The organism is Streptomyces sp. NPDC002144 (genome assembly GCF_053593695.1).
Window position 1 is genome coordinate 41,562 of the sequence record NZ_JBSFDB010000031.1, and the last position, 19,303, is coordinate 60,864.

The window sequence follows — 19,303 nt, forward strand, 5'->3', positions numbered from 1 at the left end:
GTGGCCTACAGCCGGTTGGCGGACGACGTGGAGGCGCTCTCCAGTTCGCTGAAGGGAGCGATCACCACAGCCGGCAAGTCGATGCCGCCGGAGATGGCCAGGGAATTTGTCGCCGCGGTGAAGGAGTTCGTCGACGACTCCGGGACGAACCATCTGGCACAGTTCTCCACCGAACTCCGGAACTTATCCGCCCAGCACGGCCCTGACACGATGAAGCTTCGAGAAGGCAAGTACGAGATGCTTCTCGAGTTCATCATGATGAACCTCGAACTCGCGCTTCTTGCCGCAGCCTCCGTCTTCGACTTCGGTACCTCGCTGTCCGAGATAGCTGCGGCGAAATTCCGCACCGCGCTCAGGATCATCCTGATTCTCCAGCGGATGGCCCGGTCCGTCCCGACTCCGGTCTCGGCGGTGCTCGAAGCGATTGAGGAGGCCTTCACCACCTTCGCGACGCAGATCATCTCGATGGAGGTGGGGGACCCGGATCGTCGGCGGAAGAAGTTCGATTGGTCGGACATCGGGCAGTCGGCCGTCGTGGGAGCGTTCGCGGGACTCTTCGGCGGCGCTTTTTCCCAGTTCGTTCAGCCGTACGTCAAGAAATTCTTCAAGGACAGTCCGCTGTGGAAGAAGGCGGCCGAACTCCCGCTGGCCTTCGTGAACGAGGGACAGGCCGAAGTGTTCGCCGAAGCGTTCACGAATGCCATCTTCATCGGCGGGTTCTCCCTCAACCCGGAGACGTTTCTGACGGCCGGCGTCAGCGGGGCCATTTTCGAGTCCACCTCCGACGTCCTCTCGTCCGGCGGCAAACGGCTGAACAAGAAGTTCTTCCTGAACATCAATCTCAACAAGAATGGCATCAACCAGCTCCCGGCCGGCGGTGGCGGTGGCGGGAGCGGTAGTGGGACGCACGTAACGGATTACAGCCTCGACGAGCATGTGCCGACGTCGAACAAGGATTCCTTCGGCATCGTCAAACCGCCGTACGCTTCCTCCCCCTTCGATGCCTCCGACGCGAAGGCCGTACTGGAAAACCCCGTCGGCGAGGACTATCTCCCTCCGTACAGCGCGAGCGATGTGCCTTCGTCCGGAGAGAGAAGCGTTCCCCCGCACGGCGTGAGCAATGTGCCTTCGTACGGCGTGAACGATGTTCCTCCGTACAGTGAGACCAGACTTCCTACGTCCAGCAAGAACGAGGTGCCCTCGTACGAGGAGAGCGGTATTCCTCCGTACGTGGAGAGCAATGTGCCTGCGTACGAGGGTTCCAGCAGCGGGTCCGTCTTCTCCACACTCAATCCCGCGGACACCGCGGACACCGCGGACACTGCGGTTCCCGCGCCTGGGACATTTTCCTCCTCCGAGGCGAACCTCTCGGGCACGGCCGTCCCCGCGCCCGTCTACACGTCCGGCACCGGGCAGTCGGCGGTCACCTCCGACTACGAGGACGACCCCGCCGGCCTTTCCGCCGACGAGACACTCCTCGATCCGGAGGAGGGGATGCCCATCACGGAGGGCGCCGCGCTCACCCCGGGGCAGCAGCCGCTGAGTTCGAACGTCATCAACTCGCCCGCGGGCCACGCAGCCGGCACCGGAACCACCGGCACCGGAACCACCGGCACCGGCACCGGCCAGGGGGAGTCCGACCGAGAGCGGACGGCGGACGACGACACACGCGCGCCGATCGCCGAAGACGCCGACGACATGGTGGCGGACGAAGCGGATGTCGAAAGGTTCACCCCGGAGGGCGCCGGGGAGAGCACCGCGGAAGAGAGCCCCTCCGCCGGGCAGTTGGCCGCGGACCCGGGAACGACGGTGCGCGTGTCCAACGCTGCAACGACCGTCACCGAGAGCGCGGATCTGCCGTCGACGGCGGGACTCGACAGCCTTCCTTACGACGACGATGCCGCCGCCGACGCCGCGAACGCCCGCCTGGGGGGCCCGGCGGCCCAGCAGTCCCCGGACCTCACCGCGCCCCCCAGGGGGCACCAGACCCCTGTCGGCATGTCCCCGGTCGCGGACGGCGCGGAGGACCGGGAGGGGACCGTGGCCGACTCGGACCTGGTGTCGGACACGACAGCCCAGGACGACACCGTGGGGGCGCAGCCCGCCCCCACGGTGACACCGGACCTCCCGCCGCCCCACGCCGCTCCCCGTCGCGAAGCGCACACGCAGCAGCCGGTCCAGGCTCGGGGCACCACACCCGAGGGCACCACACCCGAGGACCTTTCCCTCCAGGACGAAGCCCTGTCGGCACCCCTGGACCAGGAGCTGTCGTCCCCGGTGACTCAGTTGCCGCCCGTGGACACCGACACCGCGGACACCCGCTCCTCCGTGGATCCCGGACAGCGGTCGGCGGTACCGCCGACCGGCTCCGACCCTGATGCTTCGCAGCCGTATCGACTGGTAGCGACCGAGTCCAGTGCGCTGCCGCCCACTGCTTCCGAGTCGGCGCGGTCCGGCGACATGACGCTGACGGAGGTTCCGGCCGATTCCCCCTCCGTTCCGGGTCGAATCGACTTGTCTGACGGGTCCGACCCGGATGTGCACGGGAACAGGGAGGGGAGTGATGCCGCCGATGGCTCAAGCGGGTCGGGTTCCCAGCGGCAGGACACGGAGACGGAGGAACACGGGCCCCACGACGTTGCCACCGACGAAGTGGTACCGGACGACGGGAACGATCTGCTGTACGCCGTCATGGCGGGCGATCCGGGTTTCATCCGCGACCGTCTGCCCGGTCTGGCGTCCGTCAGCCCGGAGGCGTACGCCTGGCTGGGGGACACCCAGCGGGTACGCGCGGATCTGGCCGACCGCACGAGGAGCGACGTCGGCCCGTACCGCGAGGTCGCCGATGCCATGCGGGACGTCGTGGGCGACTACCTGGCCCGGGTCACGCGTGAGGGAAGGCTGCCTGAGCAGATCGCCTACCAGTACCGTGCGTGGTCGCCCGACGCGCTCGAGCGCGTTGCCGGCATGGACCGTGCCCAGTTGCTGGAGGAGTTGCGCGGGGCCGACACGGCGCTGCCGGAGATGCAGGTTCCCGGTGTGCTCGAAGCCCATACCACCGACGACCTGCGTGACCTGGTGCTGCGTCACAAGCCGCTGGACAGCGCGGAGCTCGCCCTCCTCACCAACGCCGTCGTCAACTGGGAGCGAAACGGGAACACCCTCGAAGGCGAGGCGTTCCTGCCGCTGGTCACGCACGCTTTCGGCCTGCGAGCCACCGTCGCCCAGTTCAACCGGACCGGCGAGACGATGTCGGACCAGCACCTCATCGAGGTCGGACCGGCCGGTGCCGCCCGGGAGATCGAGATCTTCCGCGACATGGCGCGCAACCACTACTCGGGCAGCGATGCCGGGACATTCGGCGAGGAGCGGCTGGGCACGGACCCGCAGGCCGTTCACTCCCGGCCGACGTCCTCCGACTCGCGGCCGGGGGAGCGGGACACGGGCATCGTCACGGACCATGGCGACCCGCAGGATACAGCCTCTGGCAGCCCGACAGGATCGCGCGGCAAGGAGCCTGCGGGTCAGGTCCCGGACAGCGCCTCTCCGGTCCGGGATGAGGCGGACATCGCCCTCGCGCGCGAAGAGTACGACGACGCGTTCAGCGCTTACGTCGGTGCCGCTCGTGCCGCCGAGGCGATCGGAGCGCGCATGGCGGTCGGAGTCGGCCGCAGCACCGACACCTCCGCCGCGCTTCGGGACGGCTGGGCCAAGGCCGACCAAGCGCAAGAGACACTGCTCGACGCCGTCGGACAACTGCGGGACCTCGGTATCGACCCGTACGGACCGGGCCCCGATGCTCTGGCGGAGGCAGCGCCCGATGTCCGCCGTGACGAGTCGCAACGGCACTGGATCGCCCAGCAGTTGACGGCGGACGACGTGCCGGGAGAACTGCTGGAGGACCTGGGGCCGGACCCGGACGACACCGTCAGCACAGACGACCTGAGCGCCGCGGGCATCACGCTCGACCCGCACCGACAGGAGCTGGCGGAGCTGGGCGGAAACCGGCTCCCGGTGGCGGCGCTAGACCCGGTGGACCAGGCGCGCCTGCTGATGACGCGGCCAGGCCCCTGGCCGAACGCGCTCAACGCCGTCGCGGCCAACGCGTCACGGCGTATGTGGCAGTCGGCGTACATGGATTTCAAGGGCGCGGCACCGGCCATCACGACAGAAACGTCTCTGCCGACGCGGACGCCGACGTCGGCACGGACGAGGGAGACGGACGCCGACAGGGCGTGGGACAAGGCGCTCTTCCTCGTGCTGCCGCTGGAGCTGCATCCGGTGCTCGCGGACTCCCGCCACGCCGTCGCGGGGTTCCGGGAGGCGGTGCGGCAGGTCGCCGATCACCTGGTGGAGAACGGACTGGGCGCGCGGTCGGGCGTCGAGCTGGCCGACACGCTCCGGCACCGCCTCGGGCTGCCGCAGCGGGTTCGCGGCGGTGGCGTCGGCCTGGAGGTCGAGAAGCGCCGGAGACTCTTCCTCCGTGGAGTGGGTACTCTGACCCGGACGGTGGAGTTGGCCACCGGCCCCGGCCTCAAGATCGTCACGGATAGTCACACGTTCTGGCAGACCGCCGATGGGCGGCTCCATGTCCAGCGGCCGGAGGTGGCGCCAGGGGAGCCGCAGCCCGTCAAGGCAAACTACGTCATCGGTGAGCTCGTCATCGACCCGATGGCTTCGATTCCCGGGGAGCGGAAGCAGTCCCGGGAGGAGGCACTGGCCCAGCTGGAGCGCACAGTCGCCGCGCTCGACGGCGTGGACGAACGGCGGGTCCCGGTCCCACTCTCCGAGCTGCTGGCGTCCCTCGGCGGCTGGGACGTCAAGGAGCACGGCAAGGTGACGGAGGTCGAGCCGGCCCCGGAGGGGTACGACGGCAGCGACTATGCCCAGCCCACCGTGGGACAAGCCGTTGTCGGCCTCAGGGAGCTCCAGGACGTCGCCCTTGAGTGGTTGAGCGTGCAGACGCTTGAGTCCCTGATGATGTCGATGCGGGTCTTCGGGCAGAACACCGCGGCGGTGCTCGTGCACCGCCTAATGGGCAATGGCGACGTGGGGGACCACTTCATTCCGTTCCTCTCGGCCATTCCGGACGTCGACGAGGTCTGGGGCTACGGCTGGCTGGGGTCCCAGAACGCCGCGGCCGTGCCGGTCAGAACCATCTTCGACAAGTCCCTGCCCCCCGGTGCGAACCCGAACCTCACCAAGAACTTCGTGCCGGCGGCGTCCCGGCTCCCGATGGACCGCATCCTGCGGGCCCTGCGGCCGCGCACCAGGGCGTTCCTCAACGAAAACCACGACGAGCTCACCGAGAAATTCGCCACGCAGCTTTCCGAGGTGCTGGAGTTCTACCGCGGGAGACTGGCGCCGAACCATCCGTTCGACCCGGGATTCTTCGACACCGCCGACGACGATGTGCTGACCCCCCGCGAGCATTGGACGGCCGTGCTTACCGGGCGCACGTCCCAGGGCACGATCGTCACCCAGCGCGACGCGATCGGCATGGACGACTACGAGACGCTGGACACCGACGACGGGCAACTGGCGGCCGCACTGGTGCTGCTGGAGCTGCGGCACTTCGGCTACACCGGCCGGAACATGACTCCCGCGGAGATACGCCAGGCCGTCACCGAGCTCTCGAATCTCAGCGAGGCCGCCTACCAGCGGGCTCTGGATCTCCGCGCCCCGCTTCCTGAGGACGTCCTCCGCGAATCCGTCCAGCGGATCGTGAACAACCCTGTGGTCCGGGGCGTCGCGGACTTCCTGATGGTGGCCTCGATGGCGGGCGTGCCGCAGATCGGCGGCCCGACCAAGGAGCTGCTGAGCGTGTGGGAAAGCCAGAGCATCGCGTTCGCGCTGGGCAACTACGCTCTGGGCAGGGGGTTCGCTGATCACCCGGCCCTCCAGCGACTGGCGGAAGCCGTCACCGAGGCGTTCGACCTGCTGCCCCAGGTGCCCCCAGGGGGGTGGGAGAGGGTCCGGTCCGTCTTCGAGGCCGCGCGAAACGCCCTCGATGTCGTCGCCGACCCCGCGCAGATGCCCCCCGTGATGCCGTGGGCCTCGGAGATCGTCGCCATCGACGGCACCCGGGTCCTCGTGGACGACGTGTCGGTGGTCAAGCACCACGGCTCGCAGGGCGAGCCGGTGGGCGTGTCCTCCCGGCCCATCGAGGACTGGCACGACGCCCGTCGGCACGCGTATGGCCTGTTCCCCGACACCAAGCAGTTCACCCTGGTGCGGCAGGGTCCGGTGCAGCAAGAGAGCGCCCCGCAGCCGCTGCCGTTCGACGAGGCCTACCTCGTCGGCTTCCGCGGCGACGGCCGGGCCGCCGAACTCGAGTTGTCCGATGGTCGCCGCGTGGCCTTCGAATACGCCCGGATCGTCGATTACCTCTTCGCCGCCGACCCCTACCTGTCGACACTGCGGCCGGAGAGGCCGGTGCTCGTCCTGGGGGCCGACGTGGCGGGGCAACCGGGGCACGATCCGCTGGAGCAGCCGGTCGCCGGTCAGCTGCTGGCCAACAGCTGGGACCGGTGGGTGTGGACGACCACAAGCGGTCAGGAGCCGACGATCCTCCCCGGCGACACCGACGGCCACCCCGGGCCACGGTTCCAGCTGCCAGAGGGCGACGGGTGGGTCGGTTTCCGTCCCGAGTTCACGACCGCCGAACTCGGCCGGATGGCCCAGGAGCTGACCGGCGACCGGGGCCGCGCCCCCGATGTGCTGCGCTGGGTGCGGGCCATCCGCCTCATCTACGGGCCCCAGATGGAGAACGACCGTGGGGCGTTCGACGCGCTGCTGCGTGGCTTCTGGGCACTGGACGAGGGCCGCCGGGGCGGCGGGGATATGAGCCCTCTGACGTGGGGCCGTCTGCGGGGCTTGATCTCGCGGTTCTTCGTCGCGACGCGCCGGCCCGAGCCGCAGGATCTCGCACGGGCGTTGCCGTTCTTCCTCACGGCTGCCGCGGGCCCGCGCGGGCTGGACCTCGGGCTCTCCCGGTTCACTGTGGCTCCCCGGTACCGCAGCGCTCGGCTGTGGGAGCAGGCCGCTCCTGGGTCCGTCCTGGCACCCGACGGCGGACAGCTCCAAGCACCGGCCGCGTACGCCCCCGCGGACACGGGGACGGCCGCAGAGGCGGACAGCGTCTCCCTCGACCAGGGCTTCGCCCCCGTCGAGCCCCGCGGACGGCAGGTTTGGCGGCCGGGTCTGCCGGGTGGTGCGCCGGTTGGTGGTGTTGGTTATGGGTCTTCGGGCGAGTTGTTGGGTGATGTGGTTGCTTCGGTTCGTGTTCCTGATGTGGGTCAGGTGGTGGCGGACCGGACGTTGGGTGTGGATGTTTTCGGTGTGTTGAGTCCGCCGGAGGTTCCGGAGTTTTTGCGGGATCCGGCGTCTGGGCAGCCGTATGACTATTCGGGGTACGGCCCTGATTATGGGGTTGAGTATCTGTATTTGATGAACATGTTGGATCCGAGGCCGGAGCCGGGTCTTATGGATCCGGCCTCGTGGGATGTGGCGGAGCGAACTTACAGTCATCAGGGGACGCGTCACCGGATGCCGTTGCTGGTGTCGGCTATTTGGCATGGTGATCCGTTGTCGGACACGGGACCGTCTGCGGGGTTCTGGCAGAAGTTCGGCCGTGCCGCAAGGGATTTCCAGGGCCAGATGTATTTCGTTCTGTTCACCGATGTGCCGCGTGAGGATGTCGAGGCGGTTCTGCGGCTGACGGACTGGTCCGACGATCCGTGGCTGCTGGCGGTGCAGCGGATGGCCTTGTGGGCGCAGGATCTGGGTATCAGCCTGGTCAATATCGGTGAGGTGTTCAATTCCGCTCGGCCGATGGGGTTGCAGGCGGAGTATCTCACTGAGATGGCGAAGCAGTCGGGGCCGGGGTGGGCTGCTGCCAGTGACCTTCTGCGGTGGGAGATCGTCGACCGGTTCGGTGGTCTGTACAGCGATGGGGACAACGGGATCACAAATCCGGCGGAGGATTTCCTGTCTGCCGCGGATGGTCAGGGCTTTGCTGTTCATCGTGTGGGTGACCAGGTTGCCAACTCGGCCGTCTTGATGGTGCCGGGGCATCCGGCGGTCGGTGAGATCCGGGAGGTGATTCGTGCTCGGTACGGCAGGACGCAGCAGGACCTGTATGGCGTCGCCGGTACGTTGCGTGATTTCTGGGTGACGACGGAGTCGGGCCGGGCCAGGCGGAACTCGGTGTTGGAGCGTACTTTCCCGCCGGCGGTGCTGAATGTGCTGTTGCGGCACGGTGGTTTCCAGGAGGTGCGGGATCTGCCGCGGCTGGAGGGGGTGAGTATCGGCACGGACTGGAGTTGGAAGGCTCCGGCTTCCGCGCCGCTGCTGGCCACGGGGCGTGCGCGGACGCTGCTCTTCACCCGGCGTGTGCTGCACAGCCTGGTGCGGGATCTGTACAACCGCAACGGGGATCTGCGGCTGACGGGCGCGGCTGGTGTCATTAACCGGCATGCGCAGCCGCAGATGGTGTGGGAGGCCGTGATGCGGTTCCTCGCCTCCCGTGGGGACATACGGCAGCTGGTGCGTGGTGTGACGCTGCGTCGTCTGGTGGGGGTGGACGAGGAGTTCGTGGTCGAGCTGCCCGAGGGTGTGCGCGGCCTGTTGGAGTATCCGGAGGGTGAGCGCTCGCCGCTGGATCTGCCCGAGGGCGACGGGGAGGAGTGGTTCGGTCAGGCACACGGTGACGGGTGGTGGCTCGGCGAGCAGTCCGTCGCGGCCCGCCTGCTGCCCTACGAGGCGCCCGTCACCGCGGGGTCCTCACGGACCATCGGACTGCCCGGCGGAGCGGCTGTTCCAGCGCGTCCCGTTGAACGGGAGTCCGCAGCGGACGGGGGCAAGGCGGTGCGGATCCCGCTGAAGGGCACCGTCGGCCCTGATGGCATGGCATCCACAGAACCGACCGCGGCGTCCGCGGCCTCCGCGACGCCCGTATCGTCCGAGCGGCCCGTCCCGCCGATCGCCGCCCACCGATCCGGTCCGTCGGGCAGCGGGCTGTCGTCGGACGAGTTTGAAGATGTCCGTGCGGCGCTTGTGGGGCAGTTGGCGCGGTGGAGGGTGCGTCGGCCCGTGGATGATGCCGAGGTGGCGCGGTTGCATGCTCTGCTTCCCGGGGTGTGGCAGCGGAAGGCGACCACCAAGGCGCGGGGTGAGCGCATCGCGTGGATGATGGTGAGTGACGGCAGGCTGGCTGAGTTCCCGGGCATTGATGCCGAGCCGTTCGCTGCGGGGTGGCCTGTCGGCGGTCCGGTGGAGGTCGAGGAGCCGCGTCAGGTCGGCCGGGGCCCGGGCATGGTGCCGTTGGGTGAGATGCGGCTGGCCGATGGGGACATCCGTGTGGGCGCCGGTTCTGACGTGTATACCGTGGGCAGGGCGGGCTGGATCGAGCTGCCATCCGGTGACGTGCTCTCTGCGGAGGGATGGGTCGGGTACGGACACGACTTCGTCCACCGGTCGACGGGTGCTTTCCTGCGTGGCGATACCGGCTGGATCGGGTTGGCCGCTGACAAGGACGGGCTTGGGCGCCGTCTGGACGCGATGGGCCCGGGGAGCACACAGCCGTACACGCTGCTGTCGGGCGAGTCGGGCCTGTACCTGGTGCCGGGCGACAGCCTGACGGACGCCGGAGCGGGTACCGTAGCGGCGTACATCCCGTACTACCGGGAAGGGGCCTCTGGCACCGACGCCACCGCCGGTCCCGACGACTCCGTCGCGTCGCCGCTCTCGGACCCCGCCTCCGACGCTGGCACGGACGCGCTGCCGGAGCCCGCCGTACCACCGGACTTCCGTCAGCCGGACGAGAACCCGACCGACACCGGCCCGGCGCTCTCCACCGACGGTCCGGCCGCCACGCCGTACCGGCCCGTCAGCACGACGTCGAGCACGTTCCCCGAGCCCCCCGCACCGCCCGCCGGAGAGATGGAACCCCGGGAGGGTGCTCGCCTGAGGCCGGGGCCGGGACGTCCTGTCGAGGTGCGGCAGGCGCCGCAGGTGCAGGAGTACTCCGCCGACGTGCCCGTGGAGTCGGCCATCTCGGGCTGGGGCATGCCGCCTGACAACCAACTCCGGTTCCAGGCGTTCGCGGACCAGCGCGAACTGGTCATCGACGTGCGGCCGACCAACGTGGACTCGGTGAAGTGGCTGACCCTGGGCGCCCTTCCGAAGCCCGCGGAAATCAAGGCGAAGACCATCAACGCCCTGGACGTCCGTCTCGGCGCCCGGGAAGAGGACCGAGGGCTGGTCGGCTTCTTCGAACCGCGTCTGCCTGAGGGCGTGTCCGCCGACGACCCGGTCCGGGCGCGTCATGAGCAGCGGCTGCGGGAGTACCAGTCGCTGCGGGGCCAGATGGACGAGCTGAGCCGGGCGGGTCGGTACCGGACGGTCGACGGCGTGGTCCACGCCGTCACCGGCGACGGCACCCGCAGACCGCTCACCGGCGATCACGACGTCTTCCGGATCAGCAATCCCGACGGCAGCTCCGTTCCGGCGGAGCAGTACGAGGCGCTCATCGAGGAGATGAAGGACTCCGGCATGGGTGTCACGCACGGGGCACTCCTCGAGTGGGATCCGCAGGACGCCTTCGGCCGGGAGATCTACGACACCATCAGCGCGGCGCACCTGAGCAACGGCGGGGAGGCGCTGCTCAGGTTCGTCCCCCGCCGGGAGTCCTCGACCGTCGCCTACGCGGATGAGGCCTCCGGCACGACGCCGGACGCGTCGCCCACGACGTCGAGGGATGAGAACATCGCGACGCTCCACGGAGACGAGCGGACTCCGGACGGCGCGGGCGGCAAGGCGCGGGCTCTGGACGGCGCACCGACCCGTGATCCGCGCGGCGTTCCGGAGATCGACATCGAGCTGGCGGGTGAGGACTGGGCGAACGCCCTGAACGCCTACGCCGAGGCCGTCCACCTGGCAGAGACATTGAGCAGCCGGGTGAAGTCCGGGACCGGGAATAGTACCGACACCTCCGCGCTCCCGGATGCCCGGGCCCGTGTCGACCAGGCGTACGGGCAACTGGCCGGCGCCTTGGCCCGGTTGCGGGACCTGGGCGTCGACCCGTTCATACGGAGAGCGGGGAGCCGCGCGACGGCGGTGCCCGAGATCCGTCTCGACGACGTCCAACGCCGGTGGATCGCCTCACACATCACGGCTCAGGACGTGCCGACGGATGCGTCGAGCGACGATCTGGACGGCGTTGTCACCGTGGAGGAACTACGGGCCGCGGACAGGTGGCCGCTCTCCGGCCCACGGACCGAGGAAGCCCTCCGCGAAGGTCTGCTGCCGATACGCGCGTTGGAACCGGTCGACCAGCTGCGCGTCCTGATGGGGCGGCCCGGCCCCTGGCCGGAACTGCTCCACGAAGTGGCGGCGAACGCGTCGCGGCGGATGTGGCAGTCCGCGTACGCGGACTTCAAGGGCACGGCGCAGGCCGCCGGGACGGTATCGACGCCGACCGAGCAGGATATCGAACAGGCCTGGGACAAGGCTGCCTTCCTCGTGCTGCCGCTCGTCCTTGACCCGCTGTTCGCGGACCCCCGGCACGCGGGCAGTGGTTACCGGGACGCGGTGCGGCAGGTCGCCGACCATCTGCTGAAGTACGGGCCTCACGCGGCGTCGGGGGTGCGACTGGCCGGACGGCTGCGACACGACCTCGGGTTGCCGGCCCGGGGACGCGGTGGCGCAGTCGGCTTGGAGGTGGAGGACATGCATGTGATCCGCCTTCTGGTAGAGGGGTCCGAGACGGAGTTCGAGACGGCGTCCCGCGACAAGTCCGGCATGCCGTTGGCCCACGGCCAGGGTCTCAAGATCGTCCTCGACGGCGGGCTGTTCTGGCGCGACCCCGCCACGGACAAGCTTCAAATCACCAAGCCTCAGGTGGCCCCGGGACAGCCGCAGCCCATCGCCGAGGAGCACTACGTCGCCGAGATCGTGGTCGACCCCATGGCCGCGCTCCCCGGAGAGCGGTGGATGGCCCCGGAGGAGGGGCTGGCCCGGTTGGAGTGGACCCGAGCCAAGCTGAGACTCACCGACGAGCTTTCGAGCCCGATCCGGCTCACCGATCTCCTGACCGAGGCCGAGGGCTGGCGGTTCACCGGACTCGGCAAACAAGCCGTGGCCTTCCCCTCTCCCTCGGGTGCGGTGCATGCCGCGGGCACGCAGCCCACCGTGGGTGTCCCCGTCCTGGGTCTCACGGAGCTCCAGGATCTAGCCGGGGAGCGGTTGAACACTCCCCAACTCGGGCCGCTGCTCGCGGCAGGGCGGCACGTCGGACAGCGGATCGCCACGGAGTTCGTGCGCGCCGGGATCGGTGACCCGAGCGTTTCGGAGGAGATGCTGCCCTTCCTCGCGGTCATCCCGGACGTCGACGAGGTCTGGGGATACACATGGGCCGCCTTCAACCATGTCGCCGCGAGGCCCAACGCCGCCATGGTCTTCAACCAGATGACCAAGAACCTGCTGCCTGTGGCGTCCCGGGATCCGTTCGGCCGCGTCCTGCCGGCCCTGCGGCCTCGTTCCTCCCGGAAGTACCTCGACACGGCGTACGCCCAGATCACCAAGACGTATCAGGTCGCACTGGGGAACGTCCTGGAGCAGTACCGGAGGCTGTTGCGAAAGCCTCCGATCTTTGACGGATTCTTCGACGTCACGGCCGGCGCCGCGCCGACCCCCCGCGAACATCTGAACGCCACACTGAGCGGGCGCACCTCCCAGGGGACGACCGTCGGTCAGTACGAGTCGGTCGGCATGGCGGACGCCGAGTACCAGGACCTGGACACCAACGACGGTCGACTGGCGATTCCGTTGCTCCTGGCGGAGTTGCGGAACTACGGGTTCGGCAAGCGCATCATGACTCCCGAGGAGATACGGCGAGCCGTCGCCGAGCTCTCCGCGGTCAGCCGGGACCTCTACCAGCGAGCCCTGACGCACTCGGTCCCGCTTTCCCCGGGTGTCCTTCGCGAATCCATCGGGCGCATCCTGCACCAGCCGGTGGTGCAGGCGGTCGCCCCCTTCCTGCACTGGGTGTCGAGAAACGGCCTGCCACAGATCGGCGGTCAGCCCCTCCATCTCATAACACCGCGCCGCGCTCGAGCCATCGCGGGCGCGCTGGGCGCCTACGCCCTGGGTACTCCGCTGCCCGCCGACCATCCCGAACACCAGAGTCTGCGGGCACTCCTCGACGCGGCGTCGAACCGTCTGGCCAACGTGCCCCCGGAGCTGCAGCCGCGGATCCAGCAGCTCATCGAGACCGCGCGCGGCACCCTCTCCGTCCTCGCCGACCCCGCGCAGACGCCCCCCGCGCTGGTCTGGAACGCCGAGATCATCGCGCTGGACGGGACTCCGGTGCCGGTGGACCAGGTGTGGACGGTGAAACACACCGACCCAGAGGGAAAGCCGGTGGGCGTGGGCGTGTCCTTGCGCCCGACCGAGGGCTGGCAGGACGGGCGCCAGAACACCTATGGTCTGCTGCCCCGGGTGAAGGGGTTCACCCAGGTGCGGCGGGCACCCGGGCCGCAGGGTACGGGCCTGGCGCCTGTAGTGGAGGAGAGTCCCGCGCAGCCCCTGCCGTTCGACAGGGCGTATCTCGTCGCTCTCCGCGGCAACGGCACGGCAGCCGGACTGGCCACGCAGACCGACGTCAGGGCCGTTGACTACGAGGGGATCGTCGACTTCCTCTTCGCCACTGACGCCAACCTCATCACGCTGCCGGCGGACACGGCGGTGGTCGTTATGGGCGCCGATATCGCGGGCGAGCCGCCGCACGATCCGCTGGATGCGCCGTCCGCCGGCCAACTGCTGGCCAACAGCTGGTCCCGGTGGGTCTGGGCCACCCGCAGCGGCGAGGAACCGACCATCGCCGACGCCGACCCGTCCACTGACCACGCACCGCGTTTTCAGCTGGGCGAGTTCGACTGGTGGGCGGGTTTCCGTCCCGAGCCCACGACCGCGATGGTGGACACACTGGCGGAGCGGGTCACGGGCGATCGGAGCCGTGGCGCGGATGTGCTGCGCTGGGTGCGAGCCATCCGCCTGACCTACGGGCCGATGCTGGAGAACGACACGGCGGCGTTCGAGTCGCTGCTGCACGGCTTCCGGGCGCTGGACCAGTGGCGGGCGGCCCAGGGCGACCGGCAGCCGCTGACCTGGAGCGGCCTGCGGACCGTGATGGGCGCGTACTACACGCAGTCCGGCCAGCCGCAGCCGGAGCCGGCACAGGCCCTGCCGGTCGTCCTGTCCCAGGTCGCATCCATGCAGGGGATCGAGCTGGCGCTGCCCTGGTCGTCGTTGGTCGCCCAGTACGACAGCCCGCGTCTCGGGGCCGCCGGCCCGACGAGTAGTACCACAACGTCGAGCGTCCCTCAGCAGGCCGCGGCACCACCACCCGTTGACCCGGACGACGCGTCCCGGACCTCCTCCGTCATCTCGAGGGCGGATGAACCGGACAAGGAGTCCGGGACTCCGCCCGTTCGACCGCTGTCGGATGACGTGAGGCTGGAGGTGGGTCGTGGGTTCAGCGCGCTGATGGGGGAGATCGGTCATCCGGTGGTTCTCGCGGGTGGGGTTCGGGGGAGGGTGCAGTTCGGGAATCCGCGTCCGTTGGGCACGCTGGAGTTTTATCTCCCCACAGATGCGGCCCGTTTCGCCGATGTCGTGAACCGGGCGGTTGCCCTGCGGATCCCTGGCGTGTCGCCGAACGCTCTGCGTGTGGGGGCGGACGGGCGTTCGCTGACCGGTGTGGTCCAGGGTGCGGAGATCAGTATCGGCACCGCCCCACACGTCTTTGCCGATACCACTGAGATGGACGGTTTCACGGTTCCTTCCGTGACCGAGTCGTTGGCGGATACCGCGTATCGGCTGGCTTTGGCCACGGATGAGCAGGGGCGTGCGCGGGATCTGTTCGATCTGGTGTGGGGGCTGTCGCAGGCTCCGGTCGACGGCGCGCTCGGGGTTGCTGGGCTGGAGGGCCTGCGTGGGGATGCCTATCGTGCGGCACGTCCTTCCGGGGCCGCTCCCACGCTGACGGTCCGGCTGAGCGAGTTGCTGGACGGGGTCGTGCGGAACGATGTCGCCCGGTCGGAGTATGAGGCGAAGTGGCTGGCTCTCGGGGCGGTGGCGGACGATCTGAGGTGGCTGAACGGTGAACTCGCCACTTTGGCTGATGCTTTGCGTGCCACCGACGTGGTGGCCGCCGACCCGGTCCGGCAGTTGGCGTCGCGTCTGCCGGGCATGTCCGAGGCGGACCGGTCGCGTGAACTAGCGCTGTTGTCGCCTGGCGAGCGTGAGCGGCTGGCGTCGGATCCGGTTCTGGTGGACGCGCTGCAACGGCTGCCCGGTGAGGAGTTCGCCCAGACGGCGGTGCAGCTGATGGTGCAGATTCCGGCTGGGGTGGACCAGCCGGTGGCGGCAAAGCGCGCGGTGCAGACGCAGATCGCGCAGATGCTGCACGACCCGGTCGTCACGGCGAAGCTGCTGAAGGGCAACGCCCGCGCGATCGTGGTGCCCATGAGTGAGGCGATGACCTCGCTGGACCCGTTCCGTGACCTGGCGGGGCGGATCAGGTCGGACGGCCGGTCGTGGGACGAGGTGCGTGGTGTCGGCCTGCGCACGGCGGGAGTGACGGAGGAGAACCTCCTCGGCGAGATCACCTCCGTCCCTGGGGCCCCTCCCGCTTATCAGGACGGGTACTCCACGACCCATCACGAGTTCGCGCACACGATTCACCAGTACGGGCTGAGTGAGGCGGACCAGCAGCTCATCCACGACGTGCACCAGGCGACTCTGGCCGAGTACGGCGCGTTGTGGCCCGATGGACCGTTGTACGGCATGGACGGCGAGGGGCGCCGTACCGGGGCAAACTATTCGAGCCGGGACGAGGGGGAGTTCTTCGCCCAGCTCACCAACGTCTATTTCCGGGTGAACCACGGGAAGGACCCGTATACCGGTCATACGCGGCAGAACGGCGGTCCGGACTGGGTCCGCCGGCATTTCCCGGAGCTGTTCCCGCTGATGCAGCGGTTGTATGGCACCGGTCAGCAGGAGACGGACGCGGGGACGGATGCGGGGACGGTCAATCCGGTCGATGCCACTCAGGCGGAGAACGAGATGTATGCGGGTTTCCGGGCGTTGTGGGATGAGGCGGAGGGCATTCATGTGCCGCAGTCGCACGCTACCGCTCCGGTGGTCGCGCCTCCTGTGCGCCCGGTGGGAACTGTCCTGGATGCTCCTGGGCCGCCGCCCAGTGGGATACAGATCGAGCAGACGGAGGAGACCCAGCCCACCTCGCCGCCCGCTTCCCGCAGGCTGTCGGCGCACGCCCTGGCCTACGGCTCCCAGCACGACGGCCACGTCGGCCTCGTCCAGCACGAGCCGACCACCGACGTCGTCCTCGACGGGCTGTACGAGCAGGTCATCGACGAACTCGGGGTCGATGGGAGCAGCGCCGACGCCTCGTCCCTGCGGACCCAGCTCCGCGATGTGCTGAGCGCGGAGGAAGTCGAACGGAACAGGGCCTATCTGCGCAGCCTCCAGGGCCACCGGATCACGGTCCGGTACGGGGGGCGGGAGCGGACCGTCGACGTACGGCTGGCGCACGGGAACAGCAGGGTGTCGTCGAAGTACGGCGAGGACGCCGTGGCGTTCCCGGACGTCCAGGTGGAGCGGCGTGCCAAGGGAGGCCAGTCGTCCTCCGCCACCGAGGGTTGGGGGAACGTCCGCAACAGCTCCCTCCCGTGGACCTTGATCCGCCTGGCCAACGGTGCGGGCCCGGTGCGCTTCGGTGACGTCACGGTCGCGGTGTCCACGACGCACAACCAACTGGCCCAGTCCGTCATCGTCGGCGATTCGCTCGTGATCACGAGCAAGCAGCGGGCCGAGGACCGGGCGTACCCGCTGGACTTCGACGGGTTGTGGCAGATCCGGGTGGACACCCCCCGAGAGCACACCGACAACTGGTCGCCGGAGCGGTCGCACGGTCCGCTCACGGCGTGGATCCCCGAACACCGGGCCTTCGACGACGGCACCGACCCTGCGGACCTGCCCGAGCCCGCGGATCCGGATGGCATTCCGCTGTGGGGTGTGGAGAGCGTGGGACAGCCGCGCCAACTGCTCAGCGAACTCGTCGCGGATCCGGGTTTCGTCCCGCTGACCGCGCTGGATGAGGACTCGGCGCGGGAGCTGGAGATCTTCCTGGGCGAGGAGATGCTGGCCGGCACCCCGCACCTCCAGACCAGCGGCGGGGCGTACTCGCCGACGCTGATGGACGCGGACGGCAACGCGATCGGTGTGCTCGAACTCAAGGCGCGGATAGAGCCGGGGCAGCCGATGGCGAAGAGCCGCGACGGCAAGTTCCTGCTGGATACGTGGTTCGCCCATGGCGTCAACACGGAGCAGTCGGCGAAGTTCACCAGCGGACTCGGGGTCGAGGGCACTGGCGGGCCGACGTTCACCACCGACCACGCCCCACAGCACCCGAACGCCGCAGCGTCGTTCGGTGGCAACCTCGTGGGCAAGCTGGGTGTGACCTGGCAGGTGAACGAGGGGCTGAGTGCCTCGGGCGGCGCGATGCTGATGCACGGCGTCACCACGACGAGCAGTACTCTGCTCACCCCCGGCCGGGTCACCTATGACGTGACGCTGCACCGGGCCGGGGGCGGTGAGATCCGCGGGACGTTCGGGCCGTGGGAGGACGGCCTGCGGCTGCAGATGGCCCAGCGGAGCACACAGGAGGGGCACCAGCCCCGTCCGGACGAGGTGCGGGAGCTGCCCGAGCATCTGGAGAACCTGGAGAGCATCGGGTACTCCGAAACGCCCTTGAAGGTCGACGGGGCCGAGGCGCTCCTTGACCGGGCGAAGGCGTGGTTGCGGCAGGAAGGGTTCCTGCCGCCGGCCCAGCACCAGGCGTCGTCCTTCCCGATCCGGCTGGACGAGCCGCTCCGACAGGCCCAGTTGGCCAATCTGCGGCAGCTGGGAAACCTGCGCACCCGGTTCGGCCTGGCCACCTCGATGCCGGAGGCGGTGGACGGCGGGCGCCCCGTCTGGTTCGAGCGGCCCAACGCCGTCAGCGGCACCCGTCGGGTGCAGTTGCGGCTGTCCGCCCTGCGTGACACCACGCGGCCCGCCGAGCACACCCGGAGGCTGCCCGACATCCATCAGCTCGGTTTCAGCTCGTCCGAGTCCGGTGGCGGGCGGCAACGCGGTACCGCGCTGGGCGGTGCGTTCGGGTTCGGCGGCGGGTTCAACGTTCCGCTCGCGGACGGCGCGGGAACGCTGAGCACCGGCCCCGACTACACCGGTTCCGGGCAGATCACCGACACCGTGTCCGTCGGCGGCGTGGTCAGTTTCGAACAGTTCACCATGACGACGAAGAACGGCAGCGAGGTCTTCAAGGTGCCGGCCAGGTTGGCCCTGGACCTGTACGAGGGGACCGACGAGCAGCCCCTCGTCCGTTTCGCCGACCTCGTCGCGGAGGACGACGCGGGAGACACGGAGGACGTCGCGGAAGGGGACGTGGACGCCGGGGAGGGCGCGAGCACGGCCGTACCGCTGCGCGACCTGTCCACCACGCCACCCACCGTGCCGCACACCGTTCCCGGCAGCATCTCTCTGTTGGTTCCGCACTACCGCACCCGCCCCCCGAGGAGGAGCACCGTGTCCGCCGGGCCGCGGCCCGGCGGACACGTGATCCGTCAACTGGTCACCGACGGCGGGCCCATGGACGACCACGCGCGCCTCGGCATGGTGGACGCGCACGGACGCCCGCTCCCCGGGATCACCCGGATACCGGACGGCACGGTCGTGGACACCTTCCGCGGCACCGCCGCGATCATGGAGGCCATGGACCGGATCGTCGCGGGGACCTATCCCGGCAGCCCGCAGCCCGGCACGCTAACCCGGGCCGCGCGCCGTGCCGCCGCCGGTCTCTTCGGCTCGGCCACCGGCGCCGCGGGCCTGATCACCGGTGCCGCGCAGCGGACCGCCGCCGCGGCGAAGAGTGTCGTACCCGCCAGTTTCGGCGGTGCCCTGAACCGCGCCGCCACCGTGGCGAACCTGGCGGGCTCCCCCCTGGCACGGGCGGCACTCCTGCCCTACACCTGGGCGACGACGTCCTACAGGTGGACGTCGGTGGCACTGGTGGGTGCGGCGAAAAACGACCCGGGCACCCTCGCGGCCGAGACCCGGCATGCCGGGATCCGGCCGGCTCAGCTTCTCTCCCGCGCGCAACAGATCTTCGGGAGCCGTCATGTGGTGGAGAACCTGACGCTGCCGGGCATGGCGGCGG

The 19,303-nt window shown here is 69.4% G+C and carries 1 protein-coding gene (running past one end of the window); it reads left to right on the top strand.

The window, feature by feature from the left end; genetic code table 11:
• A protein-coding gene (locus ACWCQ1_RS36165) for a lonely Cys domain-containing protein (protein ID WP_451028275.1) crosses the window boundary here: on the top strand, positions 1-19,303 show its 5' portion. It continues 26,549 nt past the right edge of the window; only the first 19,303 of its 45,852 coding nucleotides appear in the window; the start codon lies at positions 1-3; the stop codon falls past the right edge of the window.